At 70.6% G+C, this 19,220-nt stretch carries 19 protein-coding genes and 1 pseudogene; 14 read left to right on the forward strand and 6 right to left on the reverse strand.

Annotated features, from left to right (window positions below; all coding sequences use genetic code 11):
• Positions 1 to 232: 232 nt before the first annotated feature.
• The 4 genes from pstS to pstB all read left to right on the forward strand — a co-directional run bounded on the left by pstS (position 233) and on the right by pstB (position 4,373).
• Positions 233 to 1,360: a phosphate ABC transporter substrate-binding protein PstS gene (pstS, locus tag SZN_RS12585; RefSeq protein WP_007494869.1), complete on the forward strand. Its 1,128-nt coding sequence runs from the start codon at positions 233 to 235 to the stop codon at positions 1,358 to 1,360.
• Positions 1,361 to 1,487: 127 nt separating this feature from the next.
• Positions 1,488 to 2,492: a phosphate ABC transporter permease subunit PstC gene (gene pstC / locus SZN_RS12590; RefSeq protein ID WP_007494871.1), complete on the forward strand. Its 1,005-nt coding sequence runs from the start codon at positions 1,488 to 1,490 to the stop codon at positions 2,490 to 2,492.
• Positions 2,489 to 3,553, forward strand: a complete 1,065-nt coding sequence (pstA, locus tag SZN_RS12595; protein WP_007494874.1) for a phosphate ABC transporter permease PstA — start codon at positions 2,489 to 2,491, stop codon at positions 3,551 to 3,553. Before pstC ends, pstA begins: the two co-directional genes overlap by 4 nt.
• Positions 3,554 to 3,596: 43 nt before the next feature.
• The gene (gene pstB, locus SZN_RS12600; RefSeq protein ID WP_007494876.1) at positions 3,597 to 4,373 is read left to right on the forward strand and encodes a phosphate ABC transporter ATP-binding protein PstB; all 777 of its coding nucleotides are present in this window, start codon (positions 3,597 to 3,599) and stop codon (positions 4,371 to 4,373) included.
• Positions 4,374 to 4,574: 201 nt separating this feature from the next.
• Here pstB and SZN_RS12605 read toward each other — a convergent pair whose 3' ends face one another.
• Both SZN_RS12605 and SZN_RS12610 read right to left on the reverse strand, forming a co-directional pair.
• Positions 4,575 to 5,573, reverse strand: coding sequence for an inorganic phosphate transporter (locus tag SZN_RS12605; protein WP_007494877.1), 999 nt, complete (start codon positions 5,571 to 5,573; stop codon positions 4,575 to 4,577).
• A gap of 8 nt (positions 5,574 to 5,581) precedes the next feature.
• Positions 5,582 to 6,202 carry a DUF47 domain-containing protein gene (locus SZN_RS12610; RefSeq protein ID WP_007494878.1) on the reverse strand — a complete coding sequence of 207 codons (621 nt, stop codon included), beginning with the start codon at positions 6,200 to 6,202 and terminating at the stop codon, positions 5,582 to 5,584.
• Between the two features lie 223 nt (positions 6,203 to 6,425).
• Between SZN_RS12610 and SZN_RS12615 the strand changes: the two genes are divergently transcribed.
• Positions 6,426 to 6,803, forward strand: coding sequence for a metal-sensitive transcriptional regulator (locus SZN_RS12615; RefSeq protein WP_007494879.1), 378 nt, complete (start codon positions 6,426 to 6,428; stop codon positions 6,801 to 6,803).
• A 25-nt stretch (positions 6,804 to 6,828) separates the two neighbouring features.
• Here SZN_RS12615 and SZN_RS12620 read toward each other — a convergent pair whose 3' ends face one another.
• Together SZN_RS12620 and SZN_RS12625 are read right to left on the reverse strand one after the other, a co-directional pair.
• Entirely contained in the window at positions 6,829 to 7,008 is a 180-nt protein-coding gene (locus tag SZN_RS12620; protein WP_007494880.1) for a hypothetical protein, read from the reverse strand.
• 107 nt (positions 7,009 to 7,115) lie between these two features.
• A complete protein-coding gene (locus tag SZN_RS12625; protein WP_043730261.1) occupies positions 7,116 to 7,955 on the reverse strand; it encodes an SCO4651 family lipoprotein in 840 nt (279 codons plus the stop codon).
• A 126-nt stretch (positions 7,956 to 8,081) separates the two neighbouring features.
• On the opposite strand from SZN_RS12625, the gene SZN_RS42485 reads away from it, so the two are divergent.
• Positions 8,082 to 8,261 (forward strand): hypothetical protein, encoded by a 180-nt coding sequence (locus SZN_RS42485; protein WP_078508552.1) that lies wholly within the window; start codon positions 8,082 to 8,084, stop codon positions 8,259 to 8,261.
• A 241-nt stretch (positions 8,262 to 8,502) separates the two neighbouring features.
• Positions 8,503 to 10,095, forward strand: coding sequence for an FAD-binding oxidoreductase (locus SZN_RS12630; protein ID WP_007494882.1), 1,593 nt, complete (start codon positions 8,503 to 8,505; stop codon positions 10,093 to 10,095).
• A gap of 115 nt (positions 10,096 to 10,210) precedes the next feature.
• On the opposite strand, the gene SZN_RS12635 is transcribed toward SZN_RS12630, so the two are convergent.
• Positions 10,211 to 10,912 (reverse strand): phosphatase PAP2 family protein, encoded by a 702-nt coding sequence (locus tag SZN_RS12635; RefSeq protein ID WP_007494884.1) that lies wholly within the window; start codon positions 10,910 to 10,912, stop codon positions 10,211 to 10,213.
• Positions 10,913 to 11,108: 196 nt separating this feature from the next.
• Entirely contained in the window at positions 11,109 to 12,116 is a 1,008-nt protein-coding gene (locus tag SZN_RS12640) for a C40 family peptidase (RefSeq protein WP_043730266.1), read from the reverse strand.
• Between the two features lie 174 nt (positions 12,117 to 12,290).
• Between SZN_RS12640 and SZN_RS12645 the strand changes: the two genes are divergently transcribed.
• From SZN_RS12645 to SZN_RS42490, 7 genes and pseudogenes are all read left to right on the forward strand, one after another.
• Entirely contained in the window at positions 12,291 to 12,677 is a 387-nt protein-coding gene (locus SZN_RS12645) for a DUF1330 domain-containing protein (RefSeq protein WP_043730275.1), read from the forward strand.
• Between the two features lie 325 nt (positions 12,678 to 13,002).
• Positions 13,003 to 13,311, forward strand: coding sequence for a hypothetical protein (locus SZN_RS12650; RefSeq protein ID WP_007494892.1), 309 nt, complete (start codon positions 13,003 to 13,005; stop codon positions 13,309 to 13,311).
• A 185-nt stretch (positions 13,312 to 13,496) separates the two neighbouring features.
• Positions 13,497 to 14,327 (forward strand): DUF8175 domain-containg protein, encoded by an 831-nt coding sequence (locus tag SZN_RS12655; RefSeq protein ID WP_007494894.1) that lies wholly within the window; start codon positions 13,497 to 13,499, stop codon positions 14,325 to 14,327.
• Positions 14,317 to 15,633 (forward strand): energy-coupling factor transporter transmembrane component T family protein, encoded by a 1,317-nt coding sequence (locus SZN_RS12660; protein ID WP_043730268.1) that lies wholly within the window; start codon positions 14,317 to 14,319, stop codon positions 15,631 to 15,633. The genes SZN_RS12655 and SZN_RS12660 overlap by 11 nt, the downstream gene beginning before the upstream one ends.
• The gene (locus SZN_RS12665; protein ID WP_007494898.1) at positions 15,630 to 17,186 is read left to right on the forward strand and encodes an SCO6880 family protein; all 1,557 of its coding nucleotides are present in this window, start codon (positions 15,630 to 15,632) and stop codon (positions 17,184 to 17,186) included. The genes SZN_RS12660 and SZN_RS12665 overlap by 4 nt, the downstream gene beginning before the upstream one ends.
• A gap of 6 nt (positions 17,187 to 17,192) precedes the next feature.
• Positions 17,193 to 18,602: an ATP-binding protein gene (locus tag SZN_RS12670; protein ID WP_007494900.1), complete on the forward strand. Its 1,410-nt coding sequence runs from the start codon at positions 17,193 to 17,195 to the stop codon at positions 18,600 to 18,602.
• A 14-nt stretch (positions 18,603 to 18,616) separates the two neighbouring features.
• Positions 18,617 to 19,220 (forward strand): annotated as a pseudogene (locus tag SZN_RS42490) (type VI secretion protein); the annotation flags it as partial.

Here is a 19,220-nt window from a genome sequence, read left to right on the forward strand (position 1 = left end):
AGACCACTGCCGGTATCACGCCGTGTCCTCGCCGTAAGCGTTCCGTTACCTCACCGCACCGTCCCCAGGGGTTCACCCGGCGTTCATTCACGCCCATCGGCGCCTTCACCTGTTCTGCCTAATTTCGGCCTTGCACGATGACGGACCGCGCCCCGGGGGGACGGTCCGCGTCACCACGACTTCGCACGCCGCCGAATTTCAGGACGGCGGCTCCCGGAAGGACATTCCTCAAGTGAAGCTTCAGCGCAAGAACCGGCGGGCACTCGCTCTCGGCGCGATCGCCGTCTCCGGCGCCCTGGCCCTCACGGCGTGCGGCTCCGACGACACCGGCACCAGCGGAAGCGGCGACTCCACGGCCACCGCCGCGGCCGGCAACATCGACTGCGGCGACGCCAAGGGCCAGCTCCAGGCGTCCGGCTCGTCCGCGCAGAAGAACGCGGTCGACGCGTGGGTCAAGCAGTACACCGCGAGCTGCAAGAACGTGCAGATCAACTACCGCCCCGACGGCTCCGGCGCCGGCATCACCGCCTTCACCCAGGGCCAGACCGCGTTCGCCGGTTCCGACTCCGCGCTCAAGCCGGAGGAGGTCACGGCGTCCAAGAAGGTCTGCTCCGGCGGCCAGGGCATCGACCTGCCGATGGTCGGCGGCCCGATCGCGGTCGGCTTCAACGTCCCGGGCGTCGACTCGCTCACCCTGGACGCGGCCACCCTCGCCAAGATCTTCGACAACAAGATCACCAACTGGAACGACAAGGCCATCGCGGCGCTGAACCCCGGCGTGAAGCTGCCCGACCTCAAGATCCAGGCGTTCCACCGCTCGGACGAGTCCGGCACCACGGACAACTTCACCAAGTACCTGAAGGCCGCCTCCCCGAACGACTGGAAGTACGAGGGCGGCAAGTCCTGGCAGGCCAAGGGCGGCCAGTCCGCCCAGGGCTCCTCCGGCCTGGCCCAGCAGGTCACCCAGACCACGGGCGCCATCTCGTACTTCGAGCTCTCCTACGCCAAGGGCGGCATCAAGACCGTCGACATCAAGACCGAGGCCGCGCAGCCGGTCAAGGCCACCGTCGAAAACGCCACCGCCGCCATCGGCGCCGCCAAGGTCGTCGGCACCGGCAAGGACCTCGCCCTGGAGCTGGACTACACGCCGTCGGCCGCGGGTGCCTACCCGATCGTGCTGGTGACGTACGAGATCGTCTGCGACTCGGGCAACAAGCCGGAGACGCTGCCCGCCACGAAGTCCTTCCTCAACTACATCGCCTCGGAGGACGGCCAGGGTCTGCTCAAGGACGCCGGCTACGCCCCGATGCCCGCCGAGATCATCACCAAGGTCCGCTCCACCATCTCGGGCCTGAACTGACCTGCGTGCGGCCGGCCCCGGACCGGGGCCGGCCGCACCGTCCGGTGCACCGCCGCCAGGAGCCTGCCGACCGACGGACGGCTCCGACCGAGCCGCCGCGGAGCGGCTCCGCAGACCGGAGAACCCGATGGACATAACGACACAGAACCCAACCGCTCCCCCCGCACCCCAGCCCGGCCGGACCGAGGACGGGCGTGCCGCCCGCGGCACCACCCGCCCCGGAGACCGGATCTTCCTCGGTCTCTCCCGCGGATCCGGCATCCTGGTGCTGGTCATCATGGCCGCCATCGCGGTCTTCCTCACCTACCGCGCGGTTCTCGCGATCGGCAAGGACGAGGCCAACTTCTTCACCACCTTCGAGTGGAACCCCAGTGGCGTGCCGCCGCAGTTCGGCATCGCGGTCCTGGCCTTCGGCACCGTCGTGTCGTCGATCATCGCCATGGCCATCGCCGTACCGATCGCGGTCGGCATCGCCCTCTTCCTCACCCACTACGCCCCGCGCCGCCTGAGCGGCCCCATCGCGTACGTGATCGACCTGCTGGCCGCCGTGCCCTCCATCGTCTACGGCCTGTGGGGCGCCCTGGTCCTCGTGCCGCAGCTCGACGGCCTCTACGGCTGGCTGGACGACTACCTCGGCTGGACCGGCGTCTTCGCGTGGAACGGCGGCGCGCCGCGCTCGCTGTTCACCGTCGGCATCCTGCTCGCGCTGATGATCCTGCCGATCATCACCAACGTGAGCCGCGAGGTCTTCCGCCAGGTCCCGCAGATGCACGAGGAGGCGGCCCTGGCGCTCGGCGCCACCCGCTGGGAGGTGATCCGCATGGCGGTCCTGCCCTTCGCCCGCTCCGGCGTGATCTCCGCCTCGATGCTGGGCCTCGGCCGCGCGCTCGGCGAGACGATGGCCGTGGCGATGGTGCTCTCCTCCAGCTTCGACATCCAGGCCACCCTGCTCGACCCGGGCGGCGGCACCTTCGCCCAGAACATCGCCAGCAAGTTCAACGAGGCCAGCGAGATGGGCCGGGACGCCCTGATCGCCTCCGGTCTGGTGCTCTTCGTCATCACGCTGCTGGTCAACGGCGCGGCCCGGCTCATCATCGCCCGCCGCAAGGAGTACTCGGGGGCCAACGCATGAGCCACGCAACCCTCTCCGGCAAGCGCCCCGGCGGCCTGCGCGGGGCGACCCTGCCCAAGTGGTTCCCCTGGGCGGTCGCGGTCGGAGCCACCGCCGCCGGCCTCGGCATCAGCGCCGCGGCCGGGCTGCAGAGCAGCATCCAGTGGGCGTTGATCGCCGCCGTGCTCTTCATCGTCGGCTCCTACGCCGTCTCGGCCCGCGTCGAGGGCCGCCGGCAGGCCAAGGACCGCACGGCCACCAGCATGGTGTGGGTCGCGTTCCTGCTCGCCGTCATCCCGCTGGCCTCCCTCGTCTGGGAGACCGTCCAGCGCGGTGTGAAGGTCCTGGACACCTACTTCCTCACCCGCTCGATGGGCGTGGTCGCCGACTCCGAGCCCGGCGGCGGCATCTACCACGCCCTGCTCGGCACGCTGGAGCAGGTCGGCCTCGCCACGCTGATGGCCGTGCCGGTCGGCGTGCTGACCGCGATCTACCTGGTCGAGTACGGCCGCGGCAACCTCGCGCGCGCGGTGACCTTCTTCGTCGACGTCATGACGGGCATCCCGTCGATCGTCGCGGGCCTGTTCGTCCTCAGCCTGTGGATCGTCATCCTGAAGATGGGCTACTCCGGCTTCGCCGGTTCGCTCGCCCTGGCGATCCTGATGATCCCCGTGATCGTCCGCTCGACGGAGGAGATGCTCAAGCTCGTCCCGAACGAGCTGCGCGAGGCGTCCCTGGCGCTGGGCGTGCCGAAGTGGCGCACCATCCTGAAGGTGGTCGTGCCGACGGCGATCGGCGGCATCACCACCGGTGTGATGCTGGCCATCGCCCGTATCACCGGTGAGACCGCGCCCGTGCTGCTGCTGGTCTGGGGTACGAACTTCATCAACGCCAACCCCTTCTCCGACCCGCAGGCCTCGCTGCCGATGTACATCTACCTCCAGTACTCGAACAGCGGTGGCGAAGGACCGGGGTACGACCGGGCCTGGGCGGCGGCCCTGACGCTCATCCTCTTCATCATGATCCTCAATCTCGTGGCCCGCGGCATCGCCCGCTGGAAGGCCCCGAAGTCCGGTCGCTGACGCGGCCATCGAAGTCAGCGACCCGAAAGAAGCAGTGATTGCCATGGCCAAGCGCATCGATGTCAGCGGCCTCAACGCCTACTACGGCTCCTTCCTCGCCATCGAGGACATCTCGATGACCGTCGAGCCCCGCTCCGTGACGGCCTTCATCGGCCCGTCCGGCTGCGGCAAGTCCACCTTCCTGCGCACCCTGAACCGCATGCACGAGGTCACCAGCGGCGGCCGGGTCGAGGGCAAGGTCATGCTCGGCGACGAGAACCTGTACGGCGCCGGGATCGACCCGGTGGCCGTACGGCGCGAGGTCGGCATGGTCTTCCAGCGGCCCAACCCCTTCCCCACGATGTCGGTGTACGACAACGTGGCGGCGGGCCTGAAGCTCAACGGCTCCTACAAGAAGGCGCAGCTGGACGACATCGTCGAGAAGTCGCTGCGCGGCGCGAACCTCTGGAACGAGGTCAAGGACCGTCTGAACAAGCCGGGCTCCGGCCTCTCGGGCGGTCAGCAGCAGCGGCTGTGCATCGCCCGCGCGATCGCGGTCGAGCCGAACGTCCTGCTGATGGACGAGCCCTGCTCCGCCCTGGACCCGATCTCCACCCTCGCCATCGAGGACCTGATCGGTGAGCTGAAGGAGCGCTTCACGATCGTCATCGTGACGCACAACATGCAGCAGGCGGCGCGGGTCTCGGACCGCACGGCCTTCTTCAACCTCGCCGCCGTCGGCCAGCCCGGCAAGCTCATCGAGATCGACGACACGGAGCGCATCTTCTCCAACCCGTCGGTCCAGGCGACCGAGGACTACATCTCGGGCCGCTTCGGCTGAGCCGCCGCCCGGCGAAGAACCCCTCGCGGTGCTGCATGGCGGTGCCACCGCGAGGCAGATAAAGGGCCCGCCCCCCGGCTTCCCGGGGGGCGGGCCCCTCTGCTGTGTCCTGCTGCTGTCTCCCGCTGCTGGGTGCCTGCTGCTCTTCCTGCTGTCGTCCCGTGCGCCGCGGCGCGGTTCACGGCCGCGGCGCGGGGGACCTCACAGGATGGCGAGGTTGATGAGTCCGAAGGCGCCGGCCGCGACGAGTGCGGCGGCCGGCATGGTGATGACCCAGCCGAGGACGATGTTCTTGGCCACGCCCCAGCGCACGGCGTTCACGCGCTTGGTGGCGCCCACGCCCATGATCGCGGACGTGATCACATGGGTCGTCGAGATCGGCGCCTTGAACAGGAACGCCGTGGTGAACATGATCGCGGCACCGGTCGTCTCCGCGGCGAAGCCCTGCGGCGGGTCCAGCTCGATGATCTTGCGGCCCAGGGTGCGCATGATGCGCCAGCCGCCGGCGTAGGTGCCCAGCGAGAGCATCACGGCACAGATGATCTTCACCCACACCGGGATGGGGTCGCCGGCGTCCTCGACATCGGCGATGACCAGCGCCATCACCACGATGCCCATGGTCTTCTGCGCGTCCTGGAGGCCGTGCCCGAGCGCCATCGCGGCGGCGGAGACCGTCTGCGCGATACGGAAGCCGCGCTTGGCCTTGTGCGGGTTGGCCCGCCGGAACATCCACATGATCGCCGTCATCACGAGATAGCCGACGACCAGGCCGACCAGCGGCGACACGAACATCGGGATGACGATCTTGTCGAGCACCCCGTCCCAGTACACCGTCGTCCCGCCGGCCAGGGCCGCCCCGACCATGCCGCCGAACAGGGCGTGCGAGGACGAGGAGGGCAGGCCGAAGTACCAGGTGATCAGGTTCCAGGTGATCGCGCCCACGAGCGCCGCGAAGAGGATGCCCATCCCCTTGGAGCCCTCGGGTGTCTGGATCAGGCCCTCACTGACGGTCTTGGCCACGCCGGAGCCGAGGAAGGCGCCGGCGAGATTCATCACGGCCGCCATCGCAAGCGCCGCCCGCGGGGTGAGCGCGCGCGTGGAGACGGACGTAGCGATCGCGTTCGCGGAGTCGTGGAAGCCGTTGGTGTACGTGAAGAAGAGCGCGACCGCGATGGTCACGACCAGGGCGAAGGTGTCCATGGACGGTCTCAGGACTCCTTGACGGCGATGGTCTCCACCGTGTTCGCCACGTGCTCGAAGGCGTCCGCCGCTTCCTCCAGCACATCCACGATCTGCTTGAGCTTGAGCACCTCGATGGCGTCGTACTTGCCGTTGAACAGGTGGGCCAGCAGCTTGCGGTGTATCTGGTCGGCCTGGTTCTCCAGGCGGTTGACCTCGATCCAGTACTCCGTGAGGTTGTCCATGGTGCGCAGGTTCGGCATGGCCTCGGCCGTCAGTTCGGCCGCCCGCGCCAGGACCTCGATCTGCTGCTCGACACCCTTGGGCAGGTCCTCGACGTTGTAGAGGACGACCAGGTCGACGGCCTCCTCCATGAAGTCCATGATGTCGTCGAGGGACGACGCGAGGGAGTAGATGTCCTCGCGGTCGAACGGCGTGATGAACGAGGAGTTCAGCTGGTGGAAGATCGCGTGCGTGGCATCGTCACCGGCGTGTTCCGCGGCCCGCATACGCTCTGCGATCTCGGCCCGGCCGGCGGTGTCCGCCCCGAGCAGTTCCATCAGGAGCTTCGAGCCCGTGACGATGTTGTCCGCGGACGCGGCGAACATGTCGTAGAAGCTCGTCTCCCGGGGGGTCAGACGAAATCGCACGTGGGGTCCTCAGGATGCATCGGTTTCGGTCAGGCTGATGCTAGGCGCATCATCCGGCCACGGCTAATGGGCCGTCCTCCAGTGTCGCCCATCGGGCAGAGTGGTCGGCACGGGGGACGGCGGGCGGCCGTCGACGGTGTCGGCCACCCGGCCTCCTACCCCGCAAAGTTCGGTACGATATACCCGGTAGGGGTATAGAAGCGGCAGCCGTCGGGAGGACGCGATGACGACCACAGAGGCCGGCGCCGGTGCGCCCTCCGCCCCCGGCGGGACCGCGGAGCCGGCCGCCGCGCAGATCGTGACGGACCACGACCGCGGCATCCACGGCTACCACCAGCAGAAGGACGAGCACCTCAAGCGGCTGCGCAGGATCGAGGGCCAGATCCGGGGCCTGCAGCGGATGGTCGACGAGGACGTCTACTGCATCGACATACTCACGCAGGTCTCCGCCTCCACCAAGGCCCTGCAGTCCTTCGCCCTGCAACTGCTGGAGGAGCACCTGCGCCACTGCGTCGCCGACGCGGCCCTCAAGGGCGGCTCGGAGATCGACGCCAAGGTGGAGGAGGCGACGAAGGCGATCGGCCGGCTGCTCAGGACCTGAGCCGGTCCGCGCGCGGGGCCCCGGCTCACCCGGCCGGGGCCTGGCGCTCCTCGGCGACGCGCAGCACCTCGTCGATGCTCTCCAGGCTGAGCCGGTCCTCCCGGGCGGCCGAGGCCGCGATGATCAGCTCGCCGCACAGCTCGATCTCGGCGAGGGCCACGTGGTCCTGAACTGCCGTACCGCCGACCGGAGCCACGTGCGTCACCTCTTCTCTGCCGATACCGGCTTCCTAGAGTAGGGAGCGCCCTACACACCGCGCATGGCACGGACGGGCTAGTCCTTGAGGTCCGCCGGACACGCGCGCACCGGTCCTCACCGCTCGGCGATCCTGCCGGCGTAGATGTCGTCGCCCGCCGGCAGCCGCACCCGGGCCGGGGTCCCGAAGTCGTACATCAGGGTCGTGGAGGTGACGGCCACGGCAGTGCTCTGCCGTCCGTTGACGAAGCTGAACCGGTGCCTGACCTTGCGGATCCGGCCCGCGTCGTCGAGGTAGACGTCGAAGGGGACGTCGGCCGTGGCGAACCCCTTCGCCGCCGCCGCGAGCGCCGCGGCGTTCCCGGCGGACGCCTCCCGCGCGGCCACGCCCAGGTCGGCGGTGCCCCGGTAGTGCCGTACGGGCGTGCCGCCGACCTCGCCCTCGCCGACGTACCGCACGGTGCGCGCCCCGCGCAGCACCTCGGCCGCGGCGAACGGATCGGTCGCGCCGCCGGTGACGAGGTTCCCGTCCGTGAGCGAACCGGTCTCCACCCGCACCCACTTGTCGGCGGGCACACCGGCACCGCGGTTCTTCATGTACAGAGCGCCCGGCGAGAGCAGTTCCAGGATCGGCCGCTGCGCGGTGCTGCCCGCGGGGTCCTGGGGCAGCAGCACCTTCAGCCGCCCCCGCCGCTCCCGGAAGTCGTAGACGCCCTCGCCCCGGATGGTGACCCGTGTCCCGCCGGTGGCCATCTCCATGGCGGTCCGCGCCCTGGCGCTGCGCTCCTCGACCAGCCGGTCGGCGGCGTGCCGGACCCTGTCCACGGCCTCGCCACCGCGCCCGTCCTGGGCCGCGGCACCGCGCTCGGCGCATCCGCTGCCCGCCAGACAGACGCAGAGCACCCCGGCCGCAACCCGTGCCCCGCGCGGAAGACCGTGCCGCTGCCGCTCCGTCATCGCCTGCCTACCCCCAGCCGGTACGTCCGTCATGGGCACCCTGTCGTCCCGGTTAACGACCGTCGGCGGCCCCTGGTCACCACACCGGAGGCGTCGGACATACTTGCCCTGGGTAACGTTGCAGCCGTGGCACAGCAGAACGGACCGGCGCCCCCCGAACCCCAGGACGCCCCGGCCCCCCACCGCACGACGACGGTGGAGCGGGGCCCCTTCTGCACAGCCCACTGCACCTGCGGCTGGCGGGGCCCGGCCAGAAGGGCCAGAAGCCTGGCCAGATCGGACGCGGAGTCCCACGCGAACGCGTGAGCGGGGGTGGCTGAAAACCCCCTCAGGCGGCACGCCCACACCGGTTTTCGGCCAGTCCGGCGCTTGGGGACGCGGCCCTCCCGGGGTCGGCGCGGGCGCCCTGGTGCGGCGGCCCCCGGGACGGACCGGGCAGGGGCGGCGGGGGCGGCCTCCCCACCTCGCCCCCACGGGCCCGCACCCCGCCCGGGGAACCCCCGTGCCCACCACCCCGTCTCGTTCCACGTAACCCCGAGGAGGCGACATGGAACGGCGCACGTTCATCGGCGGCACGGCAGCCCTCACCGCCCTGACGGCAACCGCCTGCGACAGCGGCACCGGCGACGGCACCCGCGCCGCCCGGGGCGGGAACACGGGCGCGGCAGGCGCCACGGCCACCGGCGCCACGGCGACCCGCACCACGACGACCACGTCCACCACGGCCGCCGCCGACTGGCCCGCCCTCGCCCGCGACCTAGACGGCACCCTCGTCCGACCGGGCGACGCCGCCTGGAAGACCGCGCACCAGCTCTACAACACCCGCTTCGACTCGCTGAAGCCCGCCGCGGTCGCCTACGCCGCCCACGCCGACGACATCCGCACCACCCTCGCCTACGCCCGCGCCCGCCGCCTCAAGGTCGCGATACGCAACGGCGGCCACTCCTACGCCGGCTGGTCCTCCGGCGACAACCGGCTGATCGTCGACGTCTCCCGCCTCGCCCGCGTCCGCGTCTCCGGCGGCACCGCGGTGACCGGCGCCGGTGCCAAGCTCATCGACGTCTACCGGGCCCTCGCGGCAAAGGGCGTCACCATACCCGCCGGCTCCTGCCCGACCGTCGGCGTCTCGGGCCTCACGCTCGGCGGCGGACACGGCGTCACCTCCCGTGCGTACGGCCTGACCTGCGACAGTCTCACCCGCGCCACCCTCATCACCGCGGACGGCAAGCAGCTCACCGCCGACGCCACCACCCACGAAGACCTCTTCTGGGCCCTGCGGGGCGCCGGGAACGGCAACTTCGGCGTGGTCACGGAACTCCAGTTCCACACCCACCCCGCGCCCCAGGCCGTGACGGCGTACCTGAGCTGGCCGTGGTCGAAGGCGGCGGCGCTCATCAGGGCGTGGCAGGAGTGGGGCCCGTCCCAGCCCGACGAGATCTGGTCGTCCCTGCACCTGGCCAACCGGGCGGGCGGCACCCCCACGATCTCCGTGACCGCGTTCTCCCTGGGCACGTACCGCGAGCTGCAGAACGCGGTGGACCGGCTCGCCGGCGGCCCCGGCGGACCGGGCCCCGCGCGCGCCGTCTCCCTCGAACGCCGTTCCTACGAGGAGTCGTTGGAGGTCTACGCGGGCTGCTCGTCCTTCGCCACCGACGCCCAGTGCCACCTCCCCGGGACCACCCCGGGCCGCACCCCCCAGGGCGCGCTGGGCCGCGAGACGTACGCGGCCAAGTCGGACTTCTTCGACCGTTCGATGTCCGCGGCCGGCATCCGGGCGCTCACGCGGCGGATGGAGTCGGTGGGCGGCGGCTCCGGCAGCGTCGCCCTGACGGCCCTGGGCGGGGCGGTCAACCGCGTCTCCCCGACGGCGACGGCCTTCGTGCACCGCCGCTCGCGCATGCTGGCCCAGTACGTCGCCTCCTGGCGGCCCGGCACCTCGGGCGCCACGGCCCGGTCCTGGCTGGCTTCGGCCCACGGCGCGATGCGCCCGTACGCCTCGGGCGCCGCCTACCAGAACTACACCGACCCGGACCTGAAGGACTGGCGCACGGCGTACTACGGGGACGCGGCGCCACGGCTGGCGAAGCTGAGGAAGCGGTACGACCCGGAGGGCTTCTTCAGCCACCCGCAGGCCCTCTGACGGACCGACGGGAGCCCCGTGCGGTACGGCCCGCGCGCGCGGGCGGCGCTGCGACCGGAAAGGTGCACCGGCTCGCGGCGCCCGGCCGCGGCGCCCGGCAGCCAGGTCCCGTTCCTCAGGCCGCCAGGTCCCGTTCCTCGGCGCCCGCGCTCTCCCTGCGCGCGCCCGGGATCAGGGCGCCGGCGCCGGACCTGCCCCGCGCCCGGATCAGCCACGCGCCCCGCCGCGAGCGGCCGACGGCGGTCATGAGGGGCGTGAGCAGCGCCATGGCCAACGGGGAGAGCAGCAGCGCGACGGCGGTACCCAGCGCGAACCCGCCCACGACGTCGGTCGGGTAGTGGACGCCCATGTAGACCCGGCTGAATCCGGCGAACAGCGCCAGCACGATGCCGACGAGCCCGAACTTCCGGTTGGCGACGAAGAGTCCGACGCCGAGCGCCATGGCGATGGTGGCGTGGTCGCTGACGAAGGAGTAGTCCGTCTTGCCGCCGACGAGGACCTCCAGCCCCTGATGGTCGTTGAACGGCCGGGGGCGCTCCACGAATCCCCGTATCGGCACGTTCACCAGGACCGCGACGGCGGCCGCGAGCGGTGCCCACACGAGGGCGGCCACGGACGCGGGGGCGTCCTCGCCGCCCCGCCGGCGCACGCCCCACCAGCACCACAGCACGAGCAGGGCGAGGCCGACCAGCACGCCGTACTCACCGACGTACTCCATGACCCGGTCGAACCACGGCGGGGCGTCCTTGGCGAGGCCGTTGATGTCGTAGAGCAGATCGACGTCGGGGTTCGACCCGGATTCTGCGAGTCCAGCCATGATGCCGCGGCCCCTTCGTCGTCTCCCGGCGCATCGTGCGTACGCCGCTCCGCCCACCCCCGTGGTTGTGGATCCGGCTACGTCACCAGGAACGCACGGCCCCTGTTGATACGTTCCACACTCCACTGAATGATCACGCAGACGTTATCGAAGAGAAACACGTCACCGCAGCTCAGCGGGTGGGTCCACGCAGCGCCTACACCCCTGTGGGCAGCGCTTTCGCGCCATCCTCGGTCACCCGGGTGGCCCCGAAGTAGTCCTTCGTGTCGATCGGGTCGAACCGGATCACAGCGCCCGTTCTCGGTGCGTCGATCATGTACCCGCCGCCCACATAGATCCCGACATGGTGGATGACCCGGGAGTTGGTGGGATCCTTCGAGAAGAACACCAGATCGCCGGGCAGCAGTTCGTTCCTGGCCGGATGCGGCCCCGCGTTCCACTGGTCGTTGGCGACGCGCGGCAGCGTGATCCCGACACTCTCGTACGCCGCCTTGGTGAGCCCGGAGCAGTCGAAGCGCCCCTTGGTGGCCGCGCTGCCGTCACCGCCCCACAGATACGGCGTGCCCAGCTTCTTCTGCGCGTAGTAGATGGCCCCCGCGGCCTGCTTGCTGGGGTCCACCCGGCTCACGGGCGCGGCGAAGCTCTCCTGGAGGGTCGTGATCGTCTTCACATAGTTCTGGGTCTCCTTGTAGGGCGGCACACCCCCGTGCTTGATGACCGCGTACGCCCCCGCGTTGTAGGAGGCGAGCATGTTCCTCGTCGGATCGCCGGGTACGTCCTTGACGTACGAGGCGAGCTTGCAGTCGTACGAGGCGGCCGACGGGATCGCGTCCTGGGGGTCCCAGACGTCCCGGTCGCCGTCACCGTCGCCGTCGATGCCGTTCGTGGCCCAGGTCCCGGGGATGAACTGGGCGATGCCCTGGGCCGCCGCGGGGCTGCGCGCCTTCGGGTTGAACCCGCTCTCCTGGTACAGCTGCGCGGCGAGCAGCGCCGGGTTGATGGCCGGGCAGAGGTTGCCCCACTTCTGCACGAGGGCCTGGTAGGCGGCAGGGACGGCCCCCTTGGCCAGCGTCCTGGCCCCGCCGCTCAGCCCTCCGACGACGTTCCCGGCGACGAGGTACACCCCGACGACGAGCAGCAGCACGAAGCTCAGCGCCGCCGCGACGGCGGAACCCGCCACGATCCATGCCTTACGCACCGTCAACCGCCCCTCGCCAGCCGGGAGTCCACCCGCGCCAGTCTAGGAGCTTCCCGCGCCGGAGCCGCGCCAACCGGCGGCCCGCGCGCGGACGGCATGACCTCACGGGTCATCGCCCCCGCCGGCGCCCCGTGCCAGGCTCGTGGACGGACGGGACCGGACGACGACCGGGAGGACACCATGCCCGCCTACGCGATGGCGCACCTGCGCGACGCCGCTCCGCATCCGGAGATCGCCGAGTACATCGAGCGCATCACGGCCACCTTCGAGCCGTACGGCGGCCGCTTCCTCGTGCACGGCACCCCGCACGAGACGCTGGAGGGCAGCTGGCCCGGCGGCGTCGTCCTGATCGCCTTCCCCGGACTCGCCGAGGCACGGGCCTGGTGGCACTCCCCCGCCTACCGCGAGATCGCCCCGCTGCGCTCGCGCCACATCGAGGGCGACATCATCCTCGTCGAGGGCGTCCCCACCCCCTACGACCCCGCCCGCACGGCACAGGCGGTCCGCGCGGGTCTGCCCGGACACCCGGACACCCCGGCGGACACCGACGCCGGCCAACCGGCCTGACACCCTGTCACGCGCGCGTTCACCTCACCGGGATAGCCTTCACCCGCAGAACACCGGCACGACGACTCACCCGACCGGCCGTCAGAAACGGCCCACGGCGTGAAGAGATCTAACGACGGAACCACACCTCGGGTTCCGCTCCGACTTCGTTGCCCGGCGTGACCTGCTGTGATACACAGAGTGACCGTACGAGGCATTCGTACGAATCCCGCCCACCAATGACGCCAAGTCGACATACGGAAGCGACATTGTCGGCGAGAATGAGACCTGACCTCTGCACCGCGCAGGGGGACTGCGGAACTACCCGACAGGGGCGGTGACTTACATGCTCTTCGCGGCCGACAAGGGCGACATCAACACCATCATCGGCGGGATCGCCCCTGACTGGGGTCCCTTCGGGGCGCTGGGGAACGAAGCGAAGACGATGATCCAGGTCGTCATGGCAGTCGCCATCCTGCTCTGCCTCGGCATCGCCATCTGGGGCGCGGCCAAGCAGCGCATCGGCGCCACGGCCCTGCGGGACACCTTCAGCGCCGAGCAGGGCAAGGGACTGATCGTCGCCGGCCTGACCGGCGTCTTCATCATCGGCTCCCTGGGCACGCTCTTCACCATCGTGTACGGCATGGCCGTCTAGCGCCTCACCTCGCTCCGTCCGCTCCGGGCACGCCCGGCCCCCAGTCCCCACCCGTCCGTCGTGCCCACCGGCTGAGGTTGCGTTTCCCTGATGTCGAGTCACCACACCGCGCCCGCGCGGGAACCAGCACGGCTACCGTCGTACTCCTACGTGTTTTCGTCCGACGCCGAGGGGGCGTACGCGGCATGAGTCTCGGAGACGAACGGGAGCCCTCCGGCGGCTACGGAGGCACGGGTCAGACCCGTACCCGGCTGCCGGAGAGCGGCGGCGACGTGTACGGGGGCGCGCGCAGAGGCGGACGCTCGTCGTCCCGGAGCCTGGTGACGGTCGTCGGCGTGGTGGTGCTCCTCATCGCCGCGATCGCCTTCGCGAACCGCGGAGGCGGCGACTCCGGCGGCTCCTCGGGGGACCAGAACAAGCCGAATTCCGCCCCCACGGCGGCGACGGGCACCCGCCCGGTGAAGGGCAAGGCAGCAGGCATCCCGGGCGGCTTCGCCCAGGACCAGCAGGGGGCGCAGAGCGCGGCGGCAAATTACGCAGTGACGCTGGGCTCGACAGGGATGTTCAACAAGGAAAGCCGACGCGGCATCGTGGACACCATCTACACACCCGCCGCCGCGACCAGACTCGGCAATGCCATGGACAAGGCCTACTCAGCGGACTTCCTCAGCAAGCTTGGCCTTGACGAGAACGGCAACCCTCCCGAAGGCAGCACCTTTGTGTCGCGCACTGTACCGGTGGGAACCAAGGTCGAGCAGTACGGCGCCGGTAGCGCCAAAGTCTCCGTCTGGTACATGGGTCTGATCGGTATGTCCAGTCAGCGCTCGACCGACCCTGTCAGCTCCACGTGGAAAACCTGGACGTTCGACCTGCAGTGGGCGAACGGCGACTGGAAGATCGGCGCGGACACCCAGAAGAACGGCCCGGCGCCGGTGCCAGGTGACGACAGAGCGGCCAGCTCTGACGACATCAGCAAGGCCATCGAGGAGTACGGAGGGTTCACTTATGCCCGGTAACCCGCGTCGTGTGCTCGGCCCAACGGCAATGATCGCCGCTATGCAGGCCGGTATCGTCCTGATGGCCACTCAGGCCAATGCCGCTCCCACACCGTCACCCTCGCCGAGCAAGAGCAACCAACCCTGCGACCTGCTGATCGGCCCTGCCAAGCAGTACTGCGAGAAGGACAACGGCAACTCCCGCACCACCCCCCTCACCGACCCCACCTCCGCCCTCGACCCCCTCTCCGCGCTCGCCAAGGGCTGTGCCGAAGCCGCCGCGTGGACCGTCGACAAGCTCAGCCAGGCCGTGAAGGAGACCGCGAGCGTCGACTTCACGAACATCACCTTCCTCAAGCACTACGCCGTCGTCTTCGCCGCGTCCGCGATCCTCACCCTCCTGCTGTGGCTGCTCGCCGTCGCCAAGAGGGCCGTGCGCGGCGTCCCGTTCGCCACCGCCCTGTCGGAGGCCATCGGCTTCCTCTGGCTCACCGTGCTGGCCTCGGCGTTCACCCCGCTCATCCTCTACACCGTCGTCTCGGCGACCGACGCGGTCAGCGACGTCCTCGCGAAGGCGACCGGCAACCAGACGGACACCTTCTTCGGCACGTTCTCCGAGGCGCTCGCCAAGGGCGACGACATCGGCGGCGGACCGATCATGCTGATCCTGGTGTCGCTGATCTCCATCCTCGCCGCGGGCGTGCTCTACCTGGAGCTCTACATCCGCGCCGTCCTGCTCTACGTCGGCGCCCTGCTCGGCGTCGTCGTCTACGCGGGCCTGGTCGACAAGGACCTGTGGGGCCACGTCCGCCGCTGGGCCGGCATCATGATCGCGGTCATCCTGGTCAAACCGGTCATCGTCATCGTCCTCGGCCTCGCCGGCGCCCTCGCCACCGAGGAGGGCCCCGACTCCCTCGCGGCCGTCGTCTCCGGCCTCGCCATCATCCTGCTCGCGATCTTCGCCTCGGCGATGATCTACCGCTTCGTCCCCGGCTTCGGCGACGAGATCGCGAACACCCGCAACAACCGCATCATGCGCGGCGCGGAAGGCAAGGCGGCGGCCGTCATCAGCTCCCCGGCCAGCCTCGTCGCCCAGGGCATCAAGACGCACAGCTCCCGCGCCGACAACAACGGCGGCCAGTCGGGCGGCGCCCGCCCCGCCAACCCCGTCTCCGGCGGCGTCGCCGCACACAGCTCGCGCTCCTCGAACGGAGGCGGCGGATCCGTCCCCTCCGCCGCACCCGCACCCCGGTCGAGCAGCCCGATGAACACCCCTCACGCAGGCAACACCCGCAACAGCAATCCCTCTGGAGGTGACGGGCGTTGACGACCGAGTCCCACGTGTCCCACGTGGTCACGCCCCGCCGCACATATCTGATCGGCCGCGCCCGGCCGAACGCGATCGTCGGCCGCAACCGCGAGTCCGGCGAGATCGCGCTCATCATCGCCGGCGCGTTCCTCGGAATGATGTGCGGGCTCCTCGTCCCCGTCCTGTCCCTGCGCATCGTGCTCCTCATGGGCTTCCCGCTCATCGCCCTCGCCGCGGTCTACGTGCCGTACAAGCAGCGGACGTTCTACAAGTGGTTCGAGATCAACCGCAGCTACAAGCGCTCCCTGCGCCGGGGCACCGCCTACCGCTCCGGTGCCATGGAGGCGGGCACCCGCGTCGACGGCCGCGAGGTCGAGGTCGGCCCGCCGCCCGGCATCGGCCGCATCACCTGGCTCGCCGCGCCCTTCGGCCCCGACGAGATCGCCGTCCTGCTGCACGCCGACCGCCGTACGGTCACCGCCGCCATCGAGATCGAGGGCCCCGGCGTCGGCCTGCGCGACTCCGAGGACCAGGAAGCCCTCGTCGACCGCTTCGGCACCCTGCTCAAGCACGTGGCCAACGGCGACGGCTTCGTGACGCGCCTCCAGATGCTCGCGCGCACCCTGCCGGCCGACCCCGACGCCCACGCCAAGGACGTCACCGTACGCGGCGACGAGCGCTCCCCCGGCTGGCTCCGGCAGTCCTACGACCAGCTCCAGTCCATGGTCTCCACGAGCAGCGAACAGCACCGCGCCTACCTCGTGGCCTGTATGCACTACAACCGCGAACTGGCCGCCGAGGCACAGGCGATGGCCCGCGCGGCCCGCCCGCACGGCGGCAAGGCCGACCGGGACGCGGGCCTCGCGGTCGTGATGGCGCGCGAGCTGACCGACATCTGCTCGCGTCTCCAGGAGGCCGACATCCGCGTACGGCAGCCGCTCGGCCAGGGCCGGCTCGCCTCGCTGATCCACTCCATGTACGACCCGGACCACCCCATCGACCACATCCAGGCGATGACCAAGCGCAACGCCTGGCCGGCCGAACTGGACGCCGTGGAGGCCACGTTCCTCCAGGCCAAGACCCGCGAGTCGTCCACCCGCGCGCCCTGGTGCCACGCCACGGCCTGGGTCAAGGAGTGGCCGATGACCCCCGTCGGCGTCAACTTCCTGGCGCCGCTGCTGGTCCACACCCCGGACGTGATCCGCACGGTCGCCGTCACGATGGACCTCGAACCCACCGAGATCGCCATCGAGCGCATGCTCACCGAGAAGACCAACGACGAGGCGGAGGCCAGCCGCGCCGCGAAGATGAACCGCACCGTCGACCCCCGCGACGTCGCCGCCCACAGCCGTCTCGACCAGCGCGGCGAGGACCTCGCGAGCGGCGCGGCGGGCGTCAACCTGGTCGGCTACATCACCGTCTCCTCCCGCAGCCCCGAGGCTCTGGCCCGCGACAAGCGGACCATCCGGGCGTCGGCCGGAAAGTCGTACCTGAAGCTGGAGTGGTGCGACCGCGAACACCACCGGGCATTCGTCAACACACTTCCCTTCGCCACCGGCATCCGGAGGTAGGACCTGATGCGGGACCCGCTGTCCGTCCTCACCGAAGCCTTCACGGCCTTCCTCTTCGGGAAGGTCGAGACGACCCGGTCGCCGGTGCGCACGTCGACGGGCCAGGCCCAGGCGGTCTACCTCCCGACCGCCGCACCCGGCCTCGGCGACTCGGGCGTCATCATCGGCCGCGAGGTCTACTCCGGGAAGGGCTACATCTACGACCCCTTCCAGCTCTACGGCCAGCAGCTGCCCGCCCCGCACTGGCTGGTGCTCGGCGAGTCCGGCAACGGCAAGTCGGCCCTGGAGAAGACCTACGTCCTGCGCCAGCTGCGCTTCCGCGACCGGCAGGTCGTCGTCCTGGACGCGCAGGGCGAGGACGGCGTCGGCGAGTGGAACCTCATCGCCCAGGAGCTGGGCATCACGCCGATCCGGCTCGACCCGACGGCCGCCCTGGACCACGGCATCCGCCTCAACCCGCTCGACCCCGCGATCACCACGACGGGCCAGCTGGCCCTGCTCCGCACGATCATCGAGGTCGCGCTGGGCCACGGCCTGGACGAGCGCTCGGGCTTCGCGCTGAAGGTCGCGCACGCCTACGTCAACGAGACCATCGTCGAACGCCAGCCCGTCCTGATGGACATCGTGGAGCAGCTGCGGCACCCCGAGCCGGAGTCCGCCGAGGCGATGAACGTCGCCATAGACGACGTACGGGCCTGGGGCCTGGACGTCGCCCTGGTCCTCGACCGCCTGGTCGACGGTGACCTCCGGGGCATGTTCGACGGCCCGACGACCGTGGGCGTCGACCTCGACGCGCCGCTCACCGTGTTCGACCTGTCCCACATCGACCGGAACTCGATCGCGATGCCGATCCTGATGGCGATCGTCGGCGTCTGGCTGGAGCACACCTGGATCCGCCCCGACCGGAAGAAGCGCATCTTCCTGGTCGAGGAGGCGTGGCACATCATCAACAGCCCCTTCGTGGCCCAGCTCTTCCAGCGGCTGCTGAAGTTCGGCCGCCGGCTCGGCCTGTCCTTCGTCGCGGTGGTCCACCACCTGTCCGACGTCGTGGACGGCGCGGCCGCCAAGGAGGCGGCGGCGATCCTCAAGATGGCCTCGACCAGGACGATCTACGCCCAGAAGGCAGACGAGGCCAGAGCGACGGGACGGGTGCTCGGTCTGCCGCGCTGGGCGGTGGAGATCATTCCCAGCCTGACGCCCGGCATCGCGGTCTGGGACGTCAACGGCAACGTCCAGGTCGTCAAGCATCTGATCACCGAGAGCGAACGCCCCCTCGTCTTCACCGACCGCGCGATGACCGAGTCCTCCGCCGACCTCCCGGACGACGCCCTGCGCGCGGCCGAACTGGAGGCGGAGGAGCGGGCGGCGGCCTTCGTGGAGCAGCACCTGGGCGACTCCGAATCGACGGTGGCGTAGGGAGCGGAACGGACGTGAGACCGGACGACCGTCGGGACCGGCGGTACGCGGGACACCGGGAGGGCCAGGGAGGCGTTCCCGACGGCCTGCTGGTCGCGGCACTCGGCTTCCTGCTCGGCATGACCACGCTGGTCTGGACGGCGACCGGCCTCGCGGGCGTGTTCGCCCGCGGCGCCTGGCCGACCGGCGTCACCTTCACCCGTACGCTCCTCGCCCTGCGGTCCCTGGTCGCCCGGCCGCGCGACATCCCCGGCGCCTGGCCCGGCACACCGGACGGCCAGTTGCCGGGGTACGGCCTGTTCTGGGGCCTGTTCATCGGCCAGTTGATGGTGCTGGTCGTGCTGACGGTGTTCGTGCTGGGCACGTTCACGCGCTGGCGCGCGGTCAGGGCGGCCCGCCGCGGCGGGAAGACGGGGCCCGGCGACGAGCCGTGGACCGGCCTCCCGGCACGGGCCGCGGCCCCCGCCCCTGAGCCGCGCACCGGCCCGGCCCCGGCGACCGGGCCGGACCGGTCCGCCGCGCCACGACCGCCCACGGCACCCGCGCGGCGGGACGAACGGATCAGTTCCTCCGCACCCACCGACGTCACGTCCGCCACCCGTGCCGAGGACCGGACGG

It is taken from the genome of Streptomyces zinciresistens K42, assembly GCF_000225525.1.
Lineage (GTDB): Bacteria > Actinomycetota > Actinomycetes > Streptomycetales > Streptomycetaceae > Streptomyces > Streptomyces zinciresistens.